General features: G+C 68.9%; 18 protein-coding genes. 9 read left to right on the forward strand and 9 right to left on the reverse strand.

The annotated features are described in order from the left end of the window. Nucleotides 1-3: 3 nt before the first annotated feature. Nucleotides 4-1,644: an alpha/beta fold hydrolase gene (locus tag C6A87_RS12595; protein WP_311117517.1), complete on the reverse strand. Its 1,641-nt coding sequence runs from the start codon at nucleotides 1,642-1,644 to the stop codon at nucleotides 4-6. Between the two features lie 73 nt (nucleotides 1,645-1,717). On the opposite strand from C6A87_RS12595, the gene C6A87_RS12600 reads away from it, so the two are divergent. The 6 genes from C6A87_RS12600 (at nucleotide 1,718) to ppc (ending at nucleotide 8,737) form a co-directional block, all read left to right on the forward strand. Continuing rightward, complete coding sequence (locus C6A87_RS12600) at nucleotides 1,718-2,431, forward strand: ABC transporter substrate-binding protein (protein WP_311117518.1); 714 nt, start codon at nucleotides 1,718-1,720, stop codon at nucleotides 2,429-2,431. A 105-nt stretch (nucleotides 2,432-2,536) separates the two neighbouring features. Further along, complete coding sequence (gene gap, locus C6A87_RS12605) at nucleotides 2,537-3,559, forward strand: type I glyceraldehyde-3-phosphate dehydrogenase (RefSeq protein WP_311117519.1); 1,023 nt, start codon at nucleotides 2,537-2,539, stop codon at nucleotides 3,557-3,559. 6 nt (nucleotides 3,560-3,565) lie between these two features. Continuing rightward, complete coding sequence (locus C6A87_RS12610; RefSeq protein ID WP_311117520.1) at nucleotides 3,566-4,789, forward strand: phosphoglycerate kinase; 1,224 nt, start codon at nucleotides 3,566-3,568, stop codon at nucleotides 4,787-4,789. Between the two features lie 15 nt (nucleotides 4,790-4,804). Continuing rightward, nucleotides 4,805-5,590, forward strand: a complete 786-nt coding sequence (gene tpiA / locus C6A87_RS12615) for a triose-phosphate isomerase (protein WP_311117521.1) — start codon at nucleotides 4,805-4,807, stop codon at nucleotides 5,588-5,590. A 30-nt stretch (nucleotides 5,591-5,620) separates the two neighbouring features. After that, the gene (gene secG / locus C6A87_RS12620; RefSeq protein ID WP_311117522.1) at nucleotides 5,621-5,854 is read left to right on the forward strand and encodes a preprotein translocase subunit SecG; all 234 of its coding nucleotides are present in this window, start codon (nucleotides 5,621-5,623) and stop codon (nucleotides 5,852-5,854) included. 69 nt (nucleotides 5,855-5,923) lie between these two features. Further along, entirely contained in the window at nucleotides 5,924-8,737 is a 2,814-nt protein-coding gene (gene ppc, locus C6A87_RS12625) for a phosphoenolpyruvate carboxylase (RefSeq protein ID WP_311117523.1), read from the forward strand. Between the two features lie 5 nt (nucleotides 8,738-8,742). On the opposite strand, the gene C6A87_RS12630 is transcribed toward ppc, so the two are convergent. The 6 genes from C6A87_RS12630 to tkt form a co-directional block, all read right to left on the reverse strand. Then, on the reverse strand, nucleotides 8,743-9,114 hold the full coding sequence (locus tag C6A87_RS12630) for an ATPase (protein ID WP_311117524.1): 372 nt from the start codon (nucleotides 9,112-9,114) through the stop codon (nucleotides 8,743-8,745). 152 nt (nucleotides 9,115-9,266) lie between these two features. Beyond that, complete coding sequence (gene pgl, locus C6A87_RS12635; protein ID WP_311117525.1) at nucleotides 9,267-10,001, reverse strand: 6-phosphogluconolactonase; 735 nt, start codon at nucleotides 9,999-10,001, stop codon at nucleotides 9,267-9,269. Then, the gene (opcA, locus tag C6A87_RS12640) at nucleotides 9,998-10,909 is read right to left on the reverse strand and encodes a glucose-6-phosphate dehydrogenase assembly protein OpcA (protein ID WP_311117909.1); all 912 of its coding nucleotides are present in this window, start codon (nucleotides 10,907-10,909) and stop codon (nucleotides 9,998-10,000) included. The genes pgl and opcA overlap by 4 nt, the downstream gene beginning before the upstream one ends. Continuing rightward, nucleotides 10,909-12,435, reverse strand: coding sequence for a glucose-6-phosphate dehydrogenase (zwf, locus tag C6A87_RS12645; protein ID WP_311117526.1), 1,527 nt, complete (start codon nucleotides 12,433-12,435; stop codon nucleotides 10,909-10,911). Before zwf ends, opcA begins: the two co-directional genes overlap by 1 nt. A gap of 9 nt (nucleotides 12,436-12,444) precedes the next feature. Continuing rightward, nucleotides 12,445-13,563: a transaldolase gene (tal, locus tag C6A87_RS12650; protein WP_311117527.1), complete on the reverse strand. Its 1,119-nt coding sequence runs from the start codon at nucleotides 13,561-13,563 to the stop codon at nucleotides 12,445-12,447. A gap of 17 nt (nucleotides 13,564-13,580) precedes the next feature. Continuing rightward, nucleotides 13,581-15,674 (reverse strand): transketolase, encoded by a 2,094-nt coding sequence (gene tkt / locus C6A87_RS12655; protein ID WP_311117528.1) that lies wholly within the window; start codon nucleotides 15,672-15,674, stop codon nucleotides 13,581-13,583. A gap of 243 nt (nucleotides 15,675-15,917) precedes the next feature. Between tkt and C6A87_RS12660 the strand changes: the two genes are divergently transcribed. Both C6A87_RS12660 and C6A87_RS12665 read left to right on the forward strand, forming a co-directional pair. Continuing rightward, complete coding sequence (locus tag C6A87_RS12660) at nucleotides 15,918-16,811, forward strand: heme o synthase (RefSeq protein ID WP_311117910.1); 894 nt, start codon at nucleotides 15,918-15,920, stop codon at nucleotides 16,809-16,811. 8 nt (nucleotides 16,812-16,819) lie between these two features. After that, the gene (locus C6A87_RS12665; protein ID WP_311117529.1) at nucleotides 16,820-17,767 is read left to right on the forward strand and encodes a DUF1214 domain-containing protein; all 948 of its coding nucleotides are present in this window, start codon (nucleotides 16,820-16,822) and stop codon (nucleotides 17,765-17,767) included. Here the strand turns inward: C6A87_RS12665 and C6A87_RS12670 are convergent. Further along, on the reverse strand, nucleotides 17,764-18,750 hold the full coding sequence (locus C6A87_RS12670; protein ID WP_311117530.1) for a quinone oxidoreductase: 987 nt from the start codon (nucleotides 18,748-18,750) through the stop codon (nucleotides 17,764-17,766). The genes C6A87_RS12665 and C6A87_RS12670 overlap by 4 nt on opposite strands. A gap of 37 nt (nucleotides 18,751-18,787) precedes the next feature. Here C6A87_RS12670 and C6A87_RS12675 point away from each other — a divergent pair, with 37 nt between their 5' ends. After that, on the forward strand, nucleotides 18,788-19,726 hold the full coding sequence (locus C6A87_RS12675; RefSeq protein ID WP_311117531.1) for a hypothetical protein: 939 nt from the start codon (nucleotides 18,788-18,790) through the stop codon (nucleotides 19,724-19,726). Here C6A87_RS12675 and C6A87_RS12680 read toward each other — a convergent pair. Continuing rightward, entirely contained in the window at nucleotides 19,676-20,632 is a 957-nt protein-coding gene (locus C6A87_RS12680) for a heme A synthase (RefSeq protein WP_311117532.1), read from the reverse strand. The two genes, C6A87_RS12675 and C6A87_RS12680, sit on opposite strands and share 51 nt — an antisense overlap. Between the last annotated feature and the right edge of the window lie 30 nt (nucleotides 20,633-20,662).

Raw genomic sequence — 20,662 nt, forward strand, 5'->3', positions numbered from 1 at the left:
CCGTCAGGCCGCCTCGGCCCGGACGGTCTGCGCCGGGTTCGCCGCGGGATTGGCCGCCAGCTCTTCGAGGACGACCGACCAGGTGTACGGGCTGGTGACCATGTTCAGGTGCCCGAGTAACAGTCCCGGGTAGCGGTGCTGCAGCACGATGTTGGTGACGTTCGGCCCGTCCAGCGCCTGCAGGGTGTACGGCGTCGCGACCTCGTCGTAGGCGGTGCTGATCGTGGTGTACCGCACGCCTGGGCGGGTGTCGCCGTTGCCGTAGACCTCGTCGACGAATGGCGAGCCGTAGGACTGCTGATAGAACGCCGGGGCGAACCTCTCGGAGATCCCGATGTAGAGCTGCCGCAACACAGGCAGTTGCAGCACCAGCGAGACCAGGCCCATGAAGGTGGTGCCGTGGTGGCCGGGGCCGATGCCGATGAGCTGGGACACCTTGTCCGCGCCGCCGAGGTTGTTGATGTAGTAGGACGGCAGCGCGCCGCCGCCCTGTGAGTGGCCGATGAGGATGACCTGCGGCGCACCGGTCTCGGCGAGCACCCGGTCGATCTCCGCGGCCAGTTCGAGTCCGGAATTCCTGATGTCGCCGATGGACTGGATCAGCGCGTTGGGGTTGGTGGTGACGTTGCCGTAGTTGAACGTGTAGACCTTGTAGCCCGCATTCGCCAGCACCGGCGCCCCGACAGACCAGTTCATGCCCTGCGTGATGACCGTCGAGTTGAGCAGGATGATGGGCAGCGGTTTCTCCGGCGTGACGCCCACCGACGGGTCGTTGGCCCCGGCCGGGGATTTCGTCGGCCGGAACAGCGCCATCCCGTCCAGGAGGCCGTAGGTGACCGGGAGCGGTCCGGTGACCGCGTCGGCGAAGCCGCCGACCAGCGTGCGGCCGACCGCGGCGGCGGTGTTGGCGACGAAGGTGGCCAGCAGGTGGGGCACGCCGAAGAAGCTGTCGGGGCCGAAGGCGTGGGCGACGGCGGTCGCCGTCGCGTACACCACCGACGCCAGGATCGTCCCGACGTCGGAGAAACCGCCCGCCAGTTGCCGGTCCAGCCGGGGCGCGATGTACGGCCGGGGCCCCGGTGCGACATCTGGTGCCACCGTTGCCCGTTCGTCGTCGGCGCGGGCGTCGCGGAGCAGTGCCGCCGGGCTCGCCTCGTCGGTGCTCGCGGTCGCCTCGTCCACCTCTGCGAGTTCGCGTCGCGACGCGGGTCCGGGGTCGGCGGGGGAGTCCGTGACCGAGCGATCGGCTCCGGCCGGAACGTCGGTCACGGCGGCCGCCTCGAGCGCGCGCTCGGCGCGGCGCCTGTCGGCGGCCCCGGCAGGCTCCGCCGGCGCGCCGACGTCCTCGGCGGTGTCTTCGGTGACGTCTTCGACCGGGTCTGCCGCGGTGTCTTCGGTGACGTTGTCGGTGACGTCTTCAGCGGTGTCTTCGGCAGGGTCCTCGGTGTCTTCGGTGACGTCCTCGGCGGTGTCTTCGGTGACGGTGTCGCGCTGCGAGGTCGCCGGCGTGTCCGCGTGGCCCGACCCGTGACCCGTCGAGCTCCCGTCGTCGGCGAGCGCGACCCCGACGGACAGCGCCATGGTCGCGTAGAGCGCCAGGATGAACGCCGCGATTGCTCGCTTGAGCAGCCCGATCAACACCACGTGCCTCCTCGAATCGATTGGACCTTAGCTGCGCGTCCCGTCGACGGGACGGGAAACGGCCTACGTTGGACGGATGACGACGTTGCGTGTGGGTGTGGCCTATCCGGAACCGCCGTTCAACGCGATGCCGGGGAAGTCGGGCCTGGACATCGACGTGATGACCGCGCTGGCGGGGGCCATCGCCGAGGAGGTCGAGTTCGTCGCCTACGACGGCGCCGATTTCGACGGCATCTTCGACCGCCTCGCCGCCGGTGACTACGACTGCGTGATCGCCGGCATCACCGTCACCCCCGAGCGGGAGCACAAGGCGGCGTTCCTGCCGCCCTACCTGATCTCCGGGCAGGGCCTGGCGGTCGACACCGCCCGGCTGCCGCAGGTGCACTCGGTAGACGATCTGGCCGGACTGACCGTCGGCGTCCAGCGCGGCAACACCAGCGAGGCGATCGCGCAGCAGCTGGTGGCCGACGGCAAGGCGGCGCGGGTCCGGGTGTACGACTACGGCGCAGTGAGCACCGCGATCGCCGACCTCGTCGCCGGCGGTTGCGACGCGGTGATGAAACTCGCGCCGGCGCTGGCCGAACTGGTCAAGCAGGTGCCCGGAGTCGAGCTGGTGCAGCGCGGGCTGTCGGTCGAGGACATCGCGGTCGCGGTCAACCCCGCCGACCAGAAGTTGCTGGCGCGGCTCCAGGTCGCCCAGGCAGAGCTCGAAGAGGACGGCACCCTGCAACGGGTTCGCCGTAGATGGCTCGGCAATCCGTATGTCGACCAGAGCGTCGGCATGCTGTGACATCGCCCAGGGGCGACCTCACCAGCGTGTGAGGCCAACCACTAGGCTGGGCACCAGTAGTCGACGGCGCAGTTCACCGAAAAAATGAGGACAGAGGAGACACCCGTGACGATCCGTGTTGGTGTGAACGGCTTCGGCCGTATCGGACGCAACTTCTTCCGCGCGTTGGACGCGCAGAAGGCCGAAGGCAAGAACAAGGACATCGAGATCGTCGCGGTCAACGACCTCACCGACAACGCCACCCTGGCGCACCTGCTGAAGTTCGACTCGATCCTGGGCCGGCTGCCCTACGACGTGAGCCTCGAAGGCGATGACACCATCGTCGTCGGCAGCACCAAGATCAAGGCGCTCGAGGTCAAGGAAGGCCCGGCGGCGCTGCCCTGGGGCGACCTGGGCGTCGACGTCGTCGTCGAGTCCACCGGCATCTTCACCAAGCGTGACAAGGCCCAGGGCCACCTCGACGCGGGCGCCAAGAAGGTCATCATCTCCGCGCCGGCCACCGACGAGGACATCACCATCGTGCTCGGCGTCAACGACGACAAGTACGACGGCAGCCAGAACATCATCTCCAATGCCTCGTGCACCACGAACTGCCTCGGCCCGCTGGCCAAGGTCATCAACGACGAGTTCGGCATCGTCAAGGGCCTGATGACCACCATCCACGCCTACACCCAGGACCAGAACCTGCAGGACGGCCCGCACAAGGATCTGCGCCGCGCCCGCGCCGCCGCGCTGAACATCGTGCCGACCTCCACCGGCGCCGCCAAGGCCATCGGCCTCGTGCTGCCCGAGCTGAAGGGCAAGCTCGACGGCTACGCCCTTCGCGTGCCGATCCCGACGGGCTCGGTCACCGACCTGACCGCCGAGCTGAGCAAGTCGGCCACCGTCGACGAGATCAACGCCGCGATGAAGGCCGCGGCCGAAGGTCCGCTCAAGGGCATCCTGAAGTACTACGACGCCCCGATCGTGTCCAGCGACATCGTCACCGATCCGCACAGCTCGATCTTCGACTCGGGTCTGACCAAGGTCATCGACAACCAGGCCAAGGTCGTCTCCTGGTACGACAACGAGTGGGGCTACTCGAACCGCCTCGTCGACCTCGTCGCCCTCGTCGGCAAGTCGCTGTAGCCGGCAATGGCGATCAAGTCACTGAACGACCTTCTCGCCGAGGGGGTGTCGGGCCGGGGCGTGCTGGTGCGCTCCGACCTCAACGTCCCGCTCGACGGCGACACGATCACCGACCCGGGGCGGATCATCGCCTCCGTGCCGACATTGAAGGCGTTGAGTGACGCCGGCGCCAAGGTGGTCGTCACCGCGCATCTGGGCAGGCCCAAGGGCGAGCCGGACCCGAAGTTCTCCCTCGCGCCGGTCGCCACGGCGCTGGGGGAGCGGCTGGGCCTGCACGTGCAGCTGGCCGGCGACGTCGTCGGCAGCGACGCGCTGGCCCGCGCCGAGGGCCTGACCGACGGCGACATCCTGCTGCTGGAGAACATCCGCTTCGACCCGCGGGAGACCAGCAAGGACGAGTCGGAACGGCTCGGCCTGGCCAGGGCGCTCGTCGAACTGGTCGGCGGCCCAGACGGTTCGGGCGGGGCGTTCGTCTCCGATGGCTTCGGTGTGGTGCACCGCAAGCAGGCGTCGGTGTACGACGTGGCGACGCTGCTGCCGCACTACGCCGGTTTCCTGGTCGACACCGAGGTCAAGGTGCTCACCCAGCTCACCGAGTCCACCGAACGCCCCTACGCGGTGGTGCTCGGCGGTTCCAAGGTCTCGGACAAGCTGGCAGTCATCGAGAACCTGGCGACCAAGGCCGACAGCCTGGTCATCGGCGGCGGCATGTGCTTCACCTTCCTTGCCGCCCAGGGACTTTCGGTGGGCAAGTCGCTTCTCGAAGAGAGCATGATCGAGACCTGCCGCAAGCTGCTCGACGACTACGGTGACGTGTTGCACCTGCCGGTCGACATCGTCGTCGCCGACGAGTTCTCCGCGGATTCACCCGCCGAGGTGGTGCCTGCCGACCGAATTCCCGACGGCAAGATGGGCCTGGACATCGGCCCGGAATCGGTGCGCCGGTTCTCCGCGCTGTTGTCGAACGCGAAGACCATCTTCTGGAACGGCCCGATGGGGGTGTTCGAGTTCCCGGCGTTCGCCGCGGGCACCAAGGGCGTCGCCGAGGCCATCATCACGGCCACCGGCAAGGGCGCGTTCAGCGTCGTCGGCGGTGGCGACTCCGCGGCGGCGGTCCGCCGGCTCGGGCTGCCCGAGGACGGTTTCTCGCACATCTCGACCGGCGGCGGCGCGTCGCTGGAATACCTTGAGGGCAAAGAGCTGCCCGGCATCCAGATCCTGTCGGACTGAACGAGGAGATCGAACTTGTCGCGTAAGCCGCTGATCGCGGGCAACTGGAAGATGAACCTGAACCACTTCGAGGCGATCGCGTTGGTGCAGAAGATCGCATTCTCGTTGCCGGACAAGTATTTCGACAAGGTCGACGTCACGGTCATCCCGCCGTTCACCGATCTGCGCAGCGTGCAGACGCTCGTCGACGGTGACAAGCTGCGGCTCACCTACGGCGCCCAGGACGTGTCCCAGCACGACTCCGGTGCGTACACCGGCGAGATCAGCGGAGCGTTCCTGGCCAAGCTGGGCTGCACGTTCGCCGTCGTCGGGCACTCCGAGCGGCGCACCTACCACGGCGAGACCGACGAACTGGTGGCCGCCAAGGCCAAAGCGGCGCTCAAGCACGGGCTGACGCCCATCGTGTGCATCGGTGAGCAGCTCGAGGTGCGCGAGGCGGGCAACCACGTGGAGTTCAACGTGAACTCGCTGCGCGGTTCGCTGGCCGGGCTGTCGGCCGAGCAGATCAGTCAGACCGTGATCGCCTACGAACCGGTGTGGGCGATCGGCACCGGCCGGGTGGCCAGTGCCGCCGACGCGCAGGAGGTCTGCAAGGCGATCCGGGCCGAGCTGGGAAATCTCGCCTCGCCCGAGGTCGCGGCCGGGGTGCGGGTGCTCTACGGCGGCTCGGTGAACGCCAAGAACGTCGGCGAGATCGTCGGGCAGAGCGACGTGGACGGTGCGCTGGTCGGTGGCGCGTCGCTGGACGGTGAACAGTTCGCCACGCTGTCGGCGATCGCCGCCGGCGGGCCGCTGCCGTAACCGCCCGCCCGCTTCGGTAGGCTTGCCCCCATGCAATTGGCCCTGCAGATCATCCTGGTTGTGACCAGTGTGTTGGTCGTTCTCCTGGTTCTGCTGCATCGCGCCAAGGGCGGCGGTCTGTCCAGCCTGTTCGGCGGCGGTGTGCAGTCCAGTCTGTCCGGCTCCACCGTCGTGGAGAAGAACCTCGACCGGCTGACGCTGTTCGTCACCGGAATCTGGATCGTCTGCATCATCGGGATGGCGCTCCAGATCAAGTACAGCTGACGCTGACCGCACGCCGGCCCACCCCCGACTCGTTCTGCGGTGGGTTCCGGCAGCGGAGATAATCGATTGATGGCTCAACCACCCGACATCCCCGACAGCACGCTCGAACCGATCGGCTCGGTCCAGCGCACCCAGGGTGGCCGGGAAGCCACCGAGCCCATGCGCGAGGACATCCGGCTGCTTGGCGCGATGCTCGGCGACATCGTGCGCGAGCAGAACGGCGACGACGTCTTCGATCTCGTCGAGCGGGCCCGGGTGGAGGCGTTCCGGGTGCGGCGGTCCGAGATCGACCGGGCCGACATGGTCAAGATGTTCGACGGGGTGGACGTCGGGCTGGCCATCCCGGTGATTCGGGCGTTCACCCATTTCGCGTTGCTGGCCAACGTCGCCGAGGACATCCACCGCGAGCGGCGCCGGGCGATCCACGAAGCCGCCGGCAAACCACCGCAGAACAGCAGCCTGGCCGCCACCTACCTCAAACTCGACGACGCCGACCTCGACGCCGGCGCGGTCGCCGAAGCCCTCGCCGGCGCGCTGGTCTCGCCGGTCATCACCGCGCACCCGACCGAGACCAGACGCCGCACGGTGTTCGACACCCAGCACCGCATCACCGAGCTGATGCGGTTACGCCTGCACGGGTTCACCGTCACCCCCGAAGGCAAAGACGTCGAACGCGAGCTGCGCCGCCACATCCTCACGCTGTGGCAGACCGCGCTGATCCGGTTGTCCCGGTTGAAGATCCAGGACGAGATCGAGACCGGGCTGCGCTACTACGAGGCCGCGTTCCTGGAGGTCATCCCGCAGGTCAACGCCGAGGTGCGGTCGGCGCTGCAGGAGCGCTGGCCGGGCTCGGGCATCCTGGACGACCCGATCCTGCGGCCCGGGTCGTGGATCGGCGGAGACCGCGACGGCAACCCCAACGTCACCGCCGAGGTGGTCCGGCTGGCCACCGGCAGCGCGGCGTACACGGCGTTCGCGCACTACTTCACCGAACTGACCGCGCTCGAGCAGGAGCTGTCGATGTCGGTGCGGCTGGTGCACACCAGCGAGCAGCTGGCCGCGCTCGCCGACGCCTGCGACGAGCCCGCCCGCGGCGACGAGCCGTACCGCCGGGCACTGCGCGTGGTGCACGCCCGGCTCACCGCGACGGCGCGGCAGATCCTCGACCGGCAGCCCGAGCACGAGCTCGATCTCGGCCTCGAGCCGTACTCGGAGCCCGGCGAACTGCTCGACGACCTCGACGCCGTCGACCAGTCGCTGCGCGCCAACGGAAGCGCGCTGCTGGCCGACGACAGGCTGGGCCGGCTGCGGGAAGCCGTGCGCGTGTTCGGCTTCCACCTGTCGGGGCTGGACATGCGGCAGAACTCCGACGTGCACGAAGAGGTGGTCGCCGAGCTGTTGGCCTGGGCCGGGGTGCATCCGGACTACGCCTCCCTCGACGAGCCTCAGCGCGTCGAGCTGCTCGCCGCCGAGCTGGCCATGCGACGGCCGCTGATCAGGCCGGACGCCGAGCTGTCCGAGCTGGCGCGCAAAGAGCTCGACATCGTGTCCGCCGCCGCCAGGGCGGTGCACGTGTTCGGCCCGCAGGCGGTGCCGAACTACATCATCTCGATGTGCCAGTCGGTGTCGGACATGCTCGAGGCGGCGATCCTGCTGAAGGAGGCGGGGCTGCTCGACGCGTCGTCGGAGCATCCGTACGCCCCCGTCGGGATCGTTCCACTGTTCGAGACCATCGACGACCTCCAGCGCGGGGCGTCCATCCTCGAAGCGGCCCTGGACCTTCCGCTGTACCGAGCGGTGGTCGCCGCGCGCGGCGACAGCCAGGAGGTGATGCTCGGCTACTCGGACTCCAACAAGGACGGCGGCTACCTCGCGGCGAACTGGGCCCTGTACCGCGCGGAACTGGATCTGGTCGAGACCTCGCGCAAGACCGGGATCCGGTTGCGGCTCTTCCACGGTCGCGGCGGCACCGTCGGCCGCGGCGGCGGGCCCAGCTACGACGCGATCCTGGCGCAGCCGCCCGGCGCGGTGCAGGGCTCGCTGCGGATCACCGAACAGGGCGAGGTGATCGCCGCCAAGTACGCCGAACCCCGCATCGCGCACCGCAACCTGGAGACACTGCTGGCGGCGACCCTGGAGGCCACGCTGCTCGACGTCGAGGGACTCGGCGACGAAGCGGAACCGGCCTACCAGGTGCTCGATGACCTCGCCGCCCGCGCGCAGCGCGCCTACGCCGAACTGGTGCACGAGACACCGGGTTTCGTCGAGTACTTCAAGGCCTCGACACCGGTCAGCGAGATCGGTGCGCTCAACATCGGCAGCCGGCCCACCTCACGCAAACCGACGACGTCGATCTCCGATCTGCGGGCGATCCCGTGGGTGCTGGCCTGGAGCCAGTCCCGGGTGATGCTGCCCGGCTGGTACGGCACCGGCACCGCGTTCGAGGACTATGTCGGGGAGGGGCCGGGCAGTGCGGACCGGCTCGCGGTGCTGCAGGACCTGTACCGGCGATGGCCGTTCTTCGCGACCGTGCTGTCGAACATGGCGCAGGTGCTGGCCAAGTCCGACCTCGGGCTGGCCGCCCACTACTCCCAGCTCGTCGAGGACGAGGCGTTGCGGCGCAGGGTGTTCGACAAGATCGCCGACGAACACGCCCGCACCATCCGCATGCACCGGCTGATCACCGGTCACGACGACCTGCTCGCCGACAACCCGGCGCTGGCCCGCTCGGTGTTCAACCGCTTCCCGTACCTGGAACCGCTCAACCACCTGCAGGTGGAGTTGCTGCGGCGCTACCGATCCGGCGACGAGGACGAACTGGTGCAGCGCGGCATCCTGCTCACGATGAGCGGGCTGGCCACCGCGCTGCGCAACAGCGGCTAGATGATCTAGAGTCCCGTGCTGCGCCGCACCCGGTCGACCGCGCCGCGGATCACCTGTTCGGTCGCGGCCAGCGGCGAGATCACCGACTCGCCGATACCGACGATCCGTTCGACGCGGGCCACCACACCCTCCATCCGGTCGACGACACCGTGCAGTCGCGGTGCGAGCTCATTGATCTGGTTGATGGTTTCGTTGAACCGCTCCAATGTGGCGTCCAGAACCTCGGTCGAACTGTTCAGATCCTCCAACGTCTCGCTCAGGCTCTCCAGGATGGTGTCGACCTGTTCGACGGTGACATCGGCGTTCATCGCCGCCTGCGCGAGCTTTCGGATCCGTTCCGGCCCGGTGCGAACTGGTCTGTCAGCCTTGTCTGCCATCTGGCCAGTATGACCGACGTCACGCCGGGGCCCGGCCTGTGTGGTAGACCAATGTCGTGGATGAGTTCGCAGGGGACCGACGGCGAATACCGGCGCGCTGACAGAGATCGGCGCGCTCCTGTAGCTCAGCAGGCCATCACGTCCACCACCGCTCAGAGCATCGAAGCCGCGGCCTCGTCCAGTAGCCACACCGTCGCGTCCCGCCCGACGGCGCCCGCGGCGGGAATGTCGACCGGTTTCGCGCCGCCGACGGCGGCGGCCACCGCGTCGGCCTTGCCGGCCCCCGACACCACCAGCCACACCTCACGCGAGCGCGCGATCGCGGGCAGTGTCAACGTGATTCGCTGCGGCGGCGGCTTGGGGGAGTCGCTCACCCCGACCACCATCCGTAGGCTCTCGCGTACCGCGGCGGTGTCGGGGAACAGCGAGTTGACGTGGCCCTCGGGGCCCATGCCCAGCAGGTGCACGTCGAACACGGGCGTGGGCTCGGCACCGCCGGCCTCGATCAGCACCTGCGAATAGGCCTCGGCGGCCGCGTCCAGCGCGTCGCCGAACTCACCGTCGCTCGCGGCCATCGGGTGCACGTTGCTCGCCGGGATTCCGACGTGGTCGAGCAACGCCTCGCGGGCCTGCTTCTCGTTACGCTCGTCGTCGTCGTGCGGCACGAATCTCTCGTCGCCCCAGTAGATGTGGACCTTCGTCCAGTCGATCTCTTCGCTGCGCCCTCCGACCCGCTTGAGCAGGCCGATCCCGGTGCCGCCGCCGGTCAGCACCACGTGCGCCACGCCGCGCGCGGTGATCGCCGACGTGATCGCGTCCACCAGCCGGTCACCCGCGGCGGCCACCAGAGCGTCGGTGTCGGAATAGGTTTCGATCGTCGGGGTCATCGGTAGCTCACCTTGTCCAGTCCGGCCAGTGCTTCGCGGTAGATCTCGTCGGCGTCGAGCCGGCGCAGTTCCTCGGCCAGGCACTCCGGCACCTCCCGCCGGGCCAGCGGCAGCAGTGCCACCGGGCGCGAGGTGCGGCTCAACGTGGCCGTCACGCCCTCCTGCGGGCGGCTGAGCGTGACGGTCTCGCTGGCGCGGTGCAGCTCGACCTTCAGTGTGCCGACCGCGCGGGTGACGGTGCCGTCGATCCGGCTGGCCAGCCAGCCGGCGAGGATGTCGAGCGCGGGCTCGGATCGCAGACCGGACACCACCGCGGACTCGATGGGTTCGTGCGGGGTCTCGTCGATGGCGGAGGCCAGCAGCGCCCGCCAATAGGTGATCCGGCTCCACGCGATGTCGGTGTCACCGACGGCGTAGCCGGGCAGCCGGCTATTGATGGCGGCCAGCGGGTCGGGACAGTTGGTGGCGTCGGTGATGCGGCGGATCGCCAACCTGCCCAACGGATCCTGCGAGGGGACCGCAGGCGCGGCGGCGGGCCACCACGCCACCACCGGGGTGTCGGGCAGCAGGAACGGCAGCACCACGCTGTCGGCGTGGTCGGCGAGTTCGCCGTAGAGCCGCAGCACCACGACCTCGCCGGCGCCCGCGTCGCGGCCCACCCGCAGTTCGGCGTCCAGACGTGCCTCGGCGCCGTCACGGTCGACGGGCAACGCCACGATGACGCGGCAGGGATGCTCGCGGCTGGCGAAGTTCGCCGCCTCGACGGCCTCCTCCAGCGCGGCATCGCTGTCGGCGGCGATCACCAGGGTGAGCACCCGCCCGAGGGTGAGCGCCCCGCCTTCCTCGCGCAGCCCGGTGATCTTCTTGTTGATCTCGTTGGTGGTGGTGTCCGTCAGCTCCACGATCACTACGGTCGCCTCCATTCCCGGCCGAGATGGTGCACCATCTCGTTGGCCGACGCCGGACCCCAGGTGCCGGACTTGTACGGTTCCGGCTGGCCGTGCGCGGCCCAGTTCTCCAGCACCGGATCGAGGATCTCCCAGGACAATTCGACCTCGGCGTTGACGGGGAACAACGAGGGTTCCCCGAGCAGGACGTCCAGGATCAGCCGTTCGTAGGCCTCCGGGGAGTCCTCGGCGAACGCCGAGCCGTAGGAGAAGTCCATGTTGACGTCGCGCACTTCCATCGCGCTGCCGGGCACCTTGGACCCGAACCGCATGGTGATGCCCTCGTCGGGCTGGATGCGCAGCACCAGCGCGTTCTTGCCCAGCTCCTCGGTCATGGTGCTGTCGAACGGCAGATGGGGTGCGCGCCGGAACACCAGTGCGACCTCGGTCACCCTGCGCGCCAACCGTTTACCGGTGCGCAGGAAGAACGGGACGCCGGCCCAGCGCCGGGTGTCCACCTCCAGCGTGATCGCCGCGAAGGTCTCCGTGACGGAATCGCTGGCGAAACCCTCTTCCTCCAGCAGCCCGGGAACCTTCTCGCTGCCCTGCCAGCCGGCCGCGTACTGACCGCGGGCGGTGGTCCGGTCCAGCGGTTCCAGCGGCCTGGTCGCCGAGAGCACCTTGAGCTTCTCGACCTGCAGTTCGTGCGGGCTGAAGTTGACCGGCTCCTCCATCGCGGTGAGCGCGAGCAGCTGGATCAGGTGGTTCTGGATGACGTCGCGTGCGGCGCCGATCCCGTCGTAATAGCCTGCGCGGCCGCCCAGTCCGAGGTCCTCGGCCATCGTGATCTGCACGTGGTCGACGTAGTGCGAGTTCCACACCGGCTCGAAGAGCTCGTTGGCGAAGCGCAGGGCCAGGATGTTCTGGACGGTCTCCTTGCCGAGGTAGTGGTCGATGCGGAACACCGACTCCTCGGGGAAGACGCTGTTGACGACGGCGTTGAGCTCGCGGGCGCTGTCGAGATCGTGCCCGAACGGCTTCTCGATGACGACCCGGCTCCAGCCGTCCGTCTGGCGGGCCAGCCCCGACTTCTGCAGCTGCTCGCACACCACCGGGAACGCGTTGGGCGGAATCGACAGGTAGAACGCGTGATTGCCACCGGTGCCGCGTTCGGCGTCCAGCTTGTCCAGCGTCTCACTGAGCCGTTCGTAGGACGAGGCATCGTCGAAAGTGCCCTGTACGAAGCGGAATCCCTCGGCGAGCCGGTCCCAGACCTCCTGGCGGAACGGGGTCCGCGCGTGCTGCTTGACCGCGTCGTAGACGACCTTGCTGAAATCCTCGTCGGCCCACTCCCGCCGGGCGAAACCGACCAGGGCGAACGACGGGGGGAGCAGGCCGCGGTTGGCCAGGTCGTAGATCGCGGGCATCAACTTCTTGCGTGCCAGGTCTCCGGTCACCCCGAAGATCACGACGCTGCACGGTCCGGCGATGCGGGGCATGCGCTTGTCGCGCTTGTCCCGCAACGGGTTACGCCACGATTCGGCCATCTGGCGGGGTCAGCTCTTGGCGCTGTCGAGCTGACCTTGGGTGGCCTCCATGAGCTCTTGCCACGACTTCTCGAACTTCTCGACGCCCTCCTCTTCGAGGACGATGAACACGTCGGTCAGGTCGATGCCGACCGCAGCGAGCTGATCGAACACCTCCTGGGACTCGGCGGCCCGCCCGGTGACGGTGTCACCGGTGACCACACCGTGGTCGGCGACCGCGTCGATGGTCTTCTCCGGCATGGTGTTCACCGTGTTCGGGGCGACGAGTTCGGTGACGTACAGCGTGTCGGAGTAGTCGGGGTTCTTCACCCCGGTCGAGGCCCACAGCGGCCGCTGCACGCGGGCGCCTGCGGCCTTGAGCGCCTCGAAGCGCTCGCCGCCGAGGAACACCTCCTCGTAGGCCGCGTAGGCCAGGCGGGCGTTGGCGACGCCGGCCTTGCCGCGCAGGGCCAGCGCCTCGTCCCCACCGATCTTCTCCAGCCGGCTGTCGATCTCGGTGTCCACCCGGGACACGAAGAACGATGCGACGGAATGGATCTTGCTCAGGTCGTGACCGGCTTCCTTCGCCTTCTCCAGGCCCTGCAGGTAGGCGTCCATCACCAGGCGGTACCGCTCCACCGAGAAGATCAACGTCACGTTGACCGAGATGCCCTCGGCGAGAACCGATGCGATCGCCGGGACGCCGGCCTCGGTCGCGGGGATCTTGATCAGCAGGTTCGGCCGGTCGACGATCTTCCACAGCTCGATGGCCTGCAGGATCGTTTTGTCGGTGTCGCGGGCCAGGCGCGGGTCGACCTCGATCGAGACCCGGCCGTCCACGCCGTCGGAGAGCTCGTACTGCTTGGCCAGCACGTCGCACGCGTTGCGCACGTCGTCGGTGGTCACCGTCCGGATCGTGGCCTCGACGTCGGCGCCGCGCTCGGCCAGCTCCTTGACCTGCGCGTCGTAGGCGTTGCCCTTCGACAGGGCCGCCTGGAAGATCGACGGGTTGGTGGTCACACCGACCACCGACTTGGTGTCGATGAGCTCGGTCAGGTTGCCGGTCTGCAGCCGGTCCCTGGACAGGTCGTCGAGCCATACCGACACACCTGCGGCGGCCAGAGCCGCCAGGTTCGGGTTCTGTGTCATGTCAATTCCTTCGCTGGTCAGTTGGCGATGGTGCGTTCGGCGGCGGCCACCACGGCTTCGGGGGTGAAACCGAACTCGCGGAACAACGTCTTGTCGTCTGCGGACTCGCCGTAGTGCTCGATGGAGATGATCTCGCCGGTGTCGCCGACGAGCTTGTACCAGCTCTGCGCGACCGCGGCCTCGATCGCCACCCGGGCCGACACGTTCGGGGGCAGCACGCTGTCGCGGTACTCCTTGGGTTGGGACTCGAACCACTCGACACACGGCATCGACACCACGTGCGCCGAGATGTCCTTCTCGGCCAGCAGCTTCTTGGCCTCGACCGCGACCTGCAGTTCCGAACCGGTGGCGATCAGGATCACGTCGGCGTCCTCGGCGGGCTTACCGCCGCCGAGCACATAGCCGCCGCGGGCCACACCCTCGGCGTCGGTGCCCTCCAGCACCGGGACGCCCTGCCGGGTCAGGATGAACCCGACCGGGCCGCTGCCGTTGCCACGGGCCACGATGCTGCGCCACGCGTACGCGGTCTCGTTGGGGTCGCCGGGGCGCACCACCGACAGGTTCGGGATCGCGCGCAGCGCCGCCAGGTGTTCGATCGGCTGGTGGGTGGGGCCGTCCTCACCCAGACCGACGGAGTCGTGGGTCCAGATGTAGATGGTGTCGATGTCCATCAGCGACGCCAACCGCACCGCCGGGCGCATGTAGTCGGAGAACTGCAGGAACGTCCCGCCGAACGCCCGGGTCGGGCCATGCAGCACGATGCCGGACAGGATCGCGCCCATCGCGTGCTCGCGCACGCCGAAGTGCAGCACCCGGCCGTACCAGTCCGCGGAGAAATCGTCGGTGGAGATCGACGGCGGGCCAAAGGATTTGACGCCCTTGATCGTGGTGTTGTTGCTGCCGGCCAGATCGGCCGACCCACCCCACAGCTCGGGCAGCTTGGGTGCCACGTCGTTGAGCACCTGTCCGAACGCCGCGCGGGTGGCCACCGGCTTGGAGCCGGGCTCCCAGTACGTCAGGTCGGCGTCCCAGCCCTCGGGCAGCTCCTGCGCCTGCAGCCGGTCCAGCAGCGCCTTGCGGTCCGGCTCGCGCTCGGCCCACGCGTCGAAGTCGGTCTGCCACTTCTGGTGGGCCTCGCGGCCCCGGTCGACGAGCTTGCGGGTGTGGGCGATCACGTCGTCGCCGACCTCGAAGTTCCTCTCCGGGTCGAAGCCGAGGATCTTCTTGACCTCGGCGACCTCGTCGGCGCCGAGCGCCGAACCGTGCACGCCGCCCGTGTTCATCTTGGTCGGCGCCGGATAGCCGATGATGGTCCGGACCGAGATGAACGAGGGCTTGTCGGTGACGGCCTTGGCGGCCTGCACCGCTTCTTCAATGCCGACCACGTTCTCGCCGCCCTCGATCTCCTGGACGTGCCAGCCGTAGGCCCGGTACCGGGCCGCGACGTCCTCGGACAGTGCGATGTCGGTGTCGTGCTCGATGGAGATGTGGTTCTTGTCGTAGAAGACGATCAGGTTGCCCAGCTGCTGGGTGCCGGCCAGCGAGGACGCCTCGCTGGTGATGCCCTCTTCGATGTCGCCGTCAGAGGCGATCACGTAGATGTAGTGGTCGAACGGGCTCGCACCGGCGGGCGCGTCCGGGTCGAACAGGCCGCGCTCGTAGCGGGCCGCCATCGCCATGCCGACCGCAGAGGCCAGACCCTGACCGAGCGGGCCGGTGGTGATCTCCACGCCGGGGGTGTGGCGGAACTCGGGATGGCCCGGCGTCTTGGACTTGAACGTCCGCAGCGCCTCGATGTCGGAGAGCTCCAGACCGAAGCCGCCCAGGTACAGCTGCAGGTACAGGGTCAGGCTGGAGTGCCCGCAGGACAGGATGAAGCGGTCACGGCCGATCCAGTGCACGTCGCTCGGGTCGTGGCGCATCTGGCGCTGGAACAACGTGTAGGCGAGGGGGGCCAGACTCATCGCGGTGCCGGGATGGCCGTTGCCGACCTTCTGTACGGCCTCGGCGGCCAGTACCCGGACGGTGTCGACCGCCCGCGAATCCAGATCCGTCCAGTCGTCCGGGTGGTTGGGCCGGGTGAGAGAGGTGATCTCTTCGATCGTGGTCACGACGCGTGCTCCTTGGTTCGGCGGTGGTGTCGATCCGCTTCTTCCACCCTAGTGTGGAACGCCGCTACCGCAGAGTTCATCCCCGCATCCTCGGGAAACGACCCTGCAATTTCGGGCACCGGCGCTCGCGGTCTACCATCCTCTGTAGTAGATGGCCCCCGGGGTTGCCGAGTATCAGTTTGAGGAGTTGGTTGCGTGAGGATTCGCGAAGGCCACCTCGTCGGCGATGCCGCCAAGGGGCCGATCCGATTCCGCGACCGCTTCTTCGGCTACATCGGGCTGACCAAGCCGCGCGTGATCGAGCTCTTGCTGGTCACCACGATCCCGGCGATGCTGCTGGCTGAGCGCGGCACCATCGACCCGCTGCTGATCTTCAACACCCTCGTCGGCGGTCTGCTGGCCGCGGCGGGCGCCAACACGCTGAACTGCGTCGCCGACGCCGACATCGACAAGAAGATGAAGCGCACCGAGCGCCGGGCGCTGGCCCGGGCGACCGTGCCGCGCAGCCATGCGCTGGTCTTCGGTCTGGCGCTGTCGGTCACGTCGTTCTTCTGGTTGTGGTGGACCACCAACATGCTCTCGGCGCACCTGGCCGGCGCCACCATCGCGTTCTACGTGCTGGTCTACACGCTGCTGCTGAAACGCCGCACGTCGCAGAACGTGGTGTGGGGCGGAGCCGCCGGCTGCATGCCGGTGATGATCGGCTGGTCCGCGGTGACCGGCACGATCCAGTGGCCCGCGCTGGTGATGTTCCTGATCATCTTCTTCTGGACGCCGCCGCACACCTGGGCGCTGGCGATGAAGTACAAAGAGGACTACCAGGCCGCCGGGGTGCCGATGCTGCCCGCGGTGGCCACCGAGCAGCAGGTCACCAAGCAGATTCTGATCTATACCTGGCTGACCGTCGCGGCCACGCTGGCACTCGCGCTGGCCACCGGCTGGCTGTACGCGGCCGTGGCCATCGTCGCAGGCACCTGGTTCCTGACGATGGCGCACCAGCTGTACGCCGGTGTGCGCCGCGGTGAGCCGGTCAAGCCGCTGAGGCTTTTCCTGCAGTCGAACAATTACCTGGCTGTGGTGTTCTGCGCGCTGGCCGTCGACTCGGCGCTGGCGCTGCCGACGCTGCTGCACCTCTGACGCTGACCGTGGTCGAGCACGTCTCGCCGGACAACTTCATCCGGGCAGAGAGCGACCTGTATTTCGGCAACGTCGTGCGCGACGGTGTGCTCGGGCAGTTCACCCACTTCCGGGACTTCGGGCCGCTGGACAACCAGCTGGTGGTGCGGCAGAACCGGGACACGCTCTACTCGGTGGGCGTCTTCGATCTGGACGCCGGACCCGTGACGGTCACGCTGCCGGATGCCGGCACCCGGTTCCGCTCACTGCAGGTGATCACCCAGGACCACTATGTGCCCACCGTGATCTACACGGGGGGCGTCCACACCTTCGACCGGTCCGGGATCGGCACGCGGTACGTGATGCTAGCTCTGCGTACGCTCGTCGACCCGAACGATCCGGCAGACCTGGCCGCCGTGCATGCGCTGCAGGACGGCATCGTCGTCGAGCAGGAGTCGGCCGGGGTCTTCGAAGTACCCGACTGGGACCCGGTGAGCCAGAAAGCGGTTCGCGACGCGTTGATCGCGCTGTTCGCCACGCTTCCCGACAGCCGCGGCATGTTCGGCCCGGCCGGCGAGGTCGACCCGGTACGGCGGCTCATCGGGGCCGCCGCGGCGTGGGGCGGCAATCCGGAACGCGACGCGCTCTATCTGACCGTCAACCCGGAGGCCAATGACGGCCAGACCGTGCACCGGCTCACCGTCGGCGACGTCCCGGTCGACGGGTTCTGGTCGGTGACGGTCTACAACGCCGAGGGCTACTTCACGCCGAACCCCGCCGACGCGTACTCGGTCAACAGCGTCACCGCGGTCAGGGACGCCGACGGCGCGGTGACCATTCAGTTCGGCGGCTCTGCGGACCAGGCGACCAATCACCTGCCCGTCACACCGGGCTGGAACTATCTGGTTCGGCTGTACCGGCCGCGGCAGGAAGTCCTCGACGGATCCTGGACCTTCCCGGCCGCTCAGCCCGTCTAGGGAACCAGCACCACCGAGCCGACGGTCTTGCGGCCCTGCAGGTCGCGGTGGGCCTGCTCGGCTTCACTGAGCGCGTACCGGTTGCTGACGGTGACGTCCAGGGTGCCGTCGGCGATCGCGGTGAGCAGTTCGCCGGCGCGCCAGGAGAACTCGTCCGGGGTGCGGGTGTAGTGCGCCAGGGTGGGGCGGGTGAGGAACACCGACCCGGCCGCGTTGAGCCGCTGCGGGTCGACCGGTGGCACCGGCCCACTGGACGCACCGAACAGGGCCAGCGTGCCGCGGACCGCGAGGCTGGCGAGGCTGGCGTCGAACGTCGATGCGCCGACCCCGTCGTACACCGCGGCCACGCCGTCGCCGTCGGTGAGGTCGCGGACGCGCCGGCCGAACTCCGCGGCGCCCCCGGCTTCCTGGCTGGGGTAGTCGAGCACCTCGACCGCCCCGGCGCGGCGGGACAACTCGGCCTTCTCGGGGGTGGACACGGTCGTGATCACCGACGCGGCCAGGCTCGTCGCCCACTGGGTCAGGAGCAGGCCGACACCGCCTGCGCCGGCATGCACCAGCAGCGCATCGCCCTGCTGTACCGGGTACGTCGACTTGATCAGGTAGTGCGCCGTCATACCCTTCAACATCGCGGAGGCGGCCACCTCCGGCGTCACGCCTTCGGGCACATAGGCCACGAAATCCGCAGGTGCCACGGCATATTCGGCGTAGGCGCCCAGAGCCTTGTCGGTCACCACCCGATCGCCGACGTTCAGGGCCGCCACCTCGTCGCCGACGGCCTCGATGATGCCGCACACCTCGTTGCCGACGACGAACGGCACCTCGCGCGGGTACAGGCCGGACCGGAAGTAGGTGTCGATGAAGTTCACGCCGATCGCCTCGGCTCTGATCAGCACCTGATCGGGACCCGGGACGGGCTGGGGCTTCTCGACGAAGGACAGGACCTCGGGTCCGCCGGTCTCGGCGACTTCGATGACGTACATGGCGACCATCATGCCCCTCGCTAGGATCTGTGCTGCCATGAAATTGGAACGCCCCGACGTATTCCACCCGCGCATCGTGCTCGCCGGCTGCCCGGCGTTACCCGAGGGCGACGGCGACGACGACGGCCTCGTCGGCGCGCTGCGGGCCCGCGGACTGCATGCGCGGTGGTCGTCGTGGGACGATCCCGCCACCCTTGACGCCGACCTGGTGATCCTGCGCGCGGCATGGGACTACACCGAGCGGATCGACGAGTTCCTCGCGTGGACGCGGCGGGTCCCGCACCTGCTCAACCCGCCGCAGGTGGTGGCCTGGAACGCCGACAAGCGCTATCTGGCCGACCTGTCGGCGGCCGGGGTGCCGACGGTGCCCGGCGCGTTCTTCGCGCCGGGGGAGCAGGTACACATCCCGTCCGGTGAGGTGGTGGTCAAGCCCGCGGTCGGTGCGGGTTCGGTCGGTGCCCAGCGGTTCACCGACCCGCGGCAGGCCCGCGCGCACGCCGATTCGCTGCATGCGCGCGGCCGCACCGCGCTGGTGCAGCCCTACGACGCGCGCATCGCCGCCGGCGAGACAGCGCTGGTGTTTCTCGGCGGTGAGCAGTCGCACGCGTTCACCAAAGGTCCGATGCTGCCGGCGCCGGGGGAGTCACCGGCGCTCGACGAGTCGGGCACTTACGCGGAGGAGCGGCTGCAGCCGGCCGAACCGGACTTCGCGCTGTGGGACGTCGGCCACGCCGCGCTGGCCGCGGCGGCAGGCCGGTTCGGCCTGCAGGCCTCGGACCTCCTGTACGCGCGGGTCGACATCATCGGGGAGGCGGACGATCCGCGGCTGCTGGAGTTGGAGTTGATCGAACCGTCGCTGGGCTGGCGCCAGCTCGTGGGGGCCGAGCGCGGCCGGCAGGAGCGCCGGTTCGCGCTGGCCGTCGAGTCAGCGCTGGAGCGGTTCGGTCTCGGCCCGCTGGCGCATCGACGCCCATAGCGCCGCGGTCGCGGCCGTGCAGGCCGCGGCGCCCGCCACGTGCAGCGCCACCAACGCCTCGGGCACCCCGGTGAAGAACTGGATGGTGCCCAGCAGTCCCTGCGCGGCGACCAGCACGACCACCACCGCGAGCCGTTTCATCACGTCGCGGGACGCGCGCGCGGTCAGCAGGCCGAAGCCCAGGCCGACCAGCAGCGACAGATAGGCCACCAGCAGTGACGAGTGCATATGCACCAGCGTGGTGATCTCGACCTCCAACCGGGGCACCGGCCGGTCCGGGCTCTTGTCCCCGGCGTGCGGGCCCGCGCCGGTCACCATGGTTCCGGTGACCAGCACCGCGGCCAGCGTCACCGCCGACAGCACGGTCAACTGCCGCAACGGCTTCGGCACCCGCGCCACGACCACACCGTCGTCGGGCTCGCCGATCTTGACGAACAGAAGTACGGCCAGCCACACCATGGCCATCGAGACCAGCAGGTGGATCGCGACGGTCCACCACAGCAGACCCGTGAGCACGGTGATGCCGCCGATGACCGCCTGCGCGACCGTCGAGGCGGGCATCAGCCAGGCGTAGATGAGCACCTCGCGCCGGCGCCGCGCGCGGGTCACCGCCAGCACGGCGGCGGCCGCGGTGAGCACCACCAGGAACGTCAGGAGCCGGTTGCCGAACTCGACGGCCTGGTGGATCCCCGCGACCTCGGCGTGCGGGACCGGGGTGAAGCTCCCGGGGAAGCACTGAGGCCACGTCGGGCAGCCCAGGCCGGAGGCCGTCACGCGCACGATGGCACCGGTGACGGCGATGCCGCCCTGGGTCAGGATCACGGCCACGGCGATGAGGCGCTGTACCCGAAGGCTCGGCTCCGGCAGCAGATCGACGAGCCGCAGGAAGGTACGTCCGACGGGCACGTTCCGATGGTAGAGCGTCGATAACTACGG

Source organism: Mycobacterium sp. ITM-2016-00317 (assembly GCF_002968295.1).
Lineage (GTDB): Bacteria > Actinomycetota > Actinomycetes > Mycobacteriales > Mycobacteriaceae > Mycobacterium.

What these genes read in the sequence shown, in the direction of transcription:
- C6A87_RS12600 (WP_311117518.1), top strand. Translation starts at nt 1,718, where the DNA reads ATGACGACGTTGCGTGTGGGTGTGGCCTATCCGGAACCGCCGTTCAAC.
- C6A87_RS12610 (WP_311117520.1), top strand. Translation starts at nt 3,566, where the DNA reads ATGGCGATCAAGTCACTGAACGACCTTCTCGCCGAGGGGGTGTCGGGC.
- secG (WP_311117522.1), top strand. Translation starts at nt 5,621, where the DNA reads ATGCAATTGGCCCTGCAGATCATCCTGGTTGTGACCAGTGTGTTGGTC.
- ppc (WP_311117523.1), top strand. Translation starts at nt 5,924, where the DNA reads ATGGCTCAACCACCCGACATCCCCGACAGCACGCTCGAACCGATCGGC.
- C6A87_RS12630 (WP_311117524.1), bottom strand. Translation starts at nt 9,114, where the DNA reads ATGGCAGACAAGGCTGACAGACCAGTTCGCACCGGGCCGGAACGGATC.
- pgl (WP_311117525.1), bottom strand. Translation starts at nt 10,001, where the DNA reads ATGACCCCGACGATCGAAACCTATTCCGACACCGACGCTCTGGTGGCC.
- zwf (WP_311117526.1), bottom strand. Translation starts at nt 12,435, where the DNA reads ATGGCCGAATCGTGGCGTAACCCGTTGCGGGACAAGCGCGACAAGCGC.
- tal (WP_311117527.1), bottom strand. Translation starts at nt 13,563, where the DNA reads ATGACACAGAACCCGAACCTGGCGGCTCTGGCCGCCGCAGGTGTGTCG.
- C6A87_RS12670 (WP_311117530.1), bottom strand. Translation starts at nt 18,750, where the DNA reads ATGTACGTCATCGAAGTCGCCGAGACCGGCGGACCCGAGGTCCTGTCC.
- C6A87_RS12675 (WP_311117531.1), top strand. Translation starts at nt 18,788, where the DNA reads ATGAAATTGGAACGCCCCGACGTATTCCACCCGCGCATCGTGCTCGCC.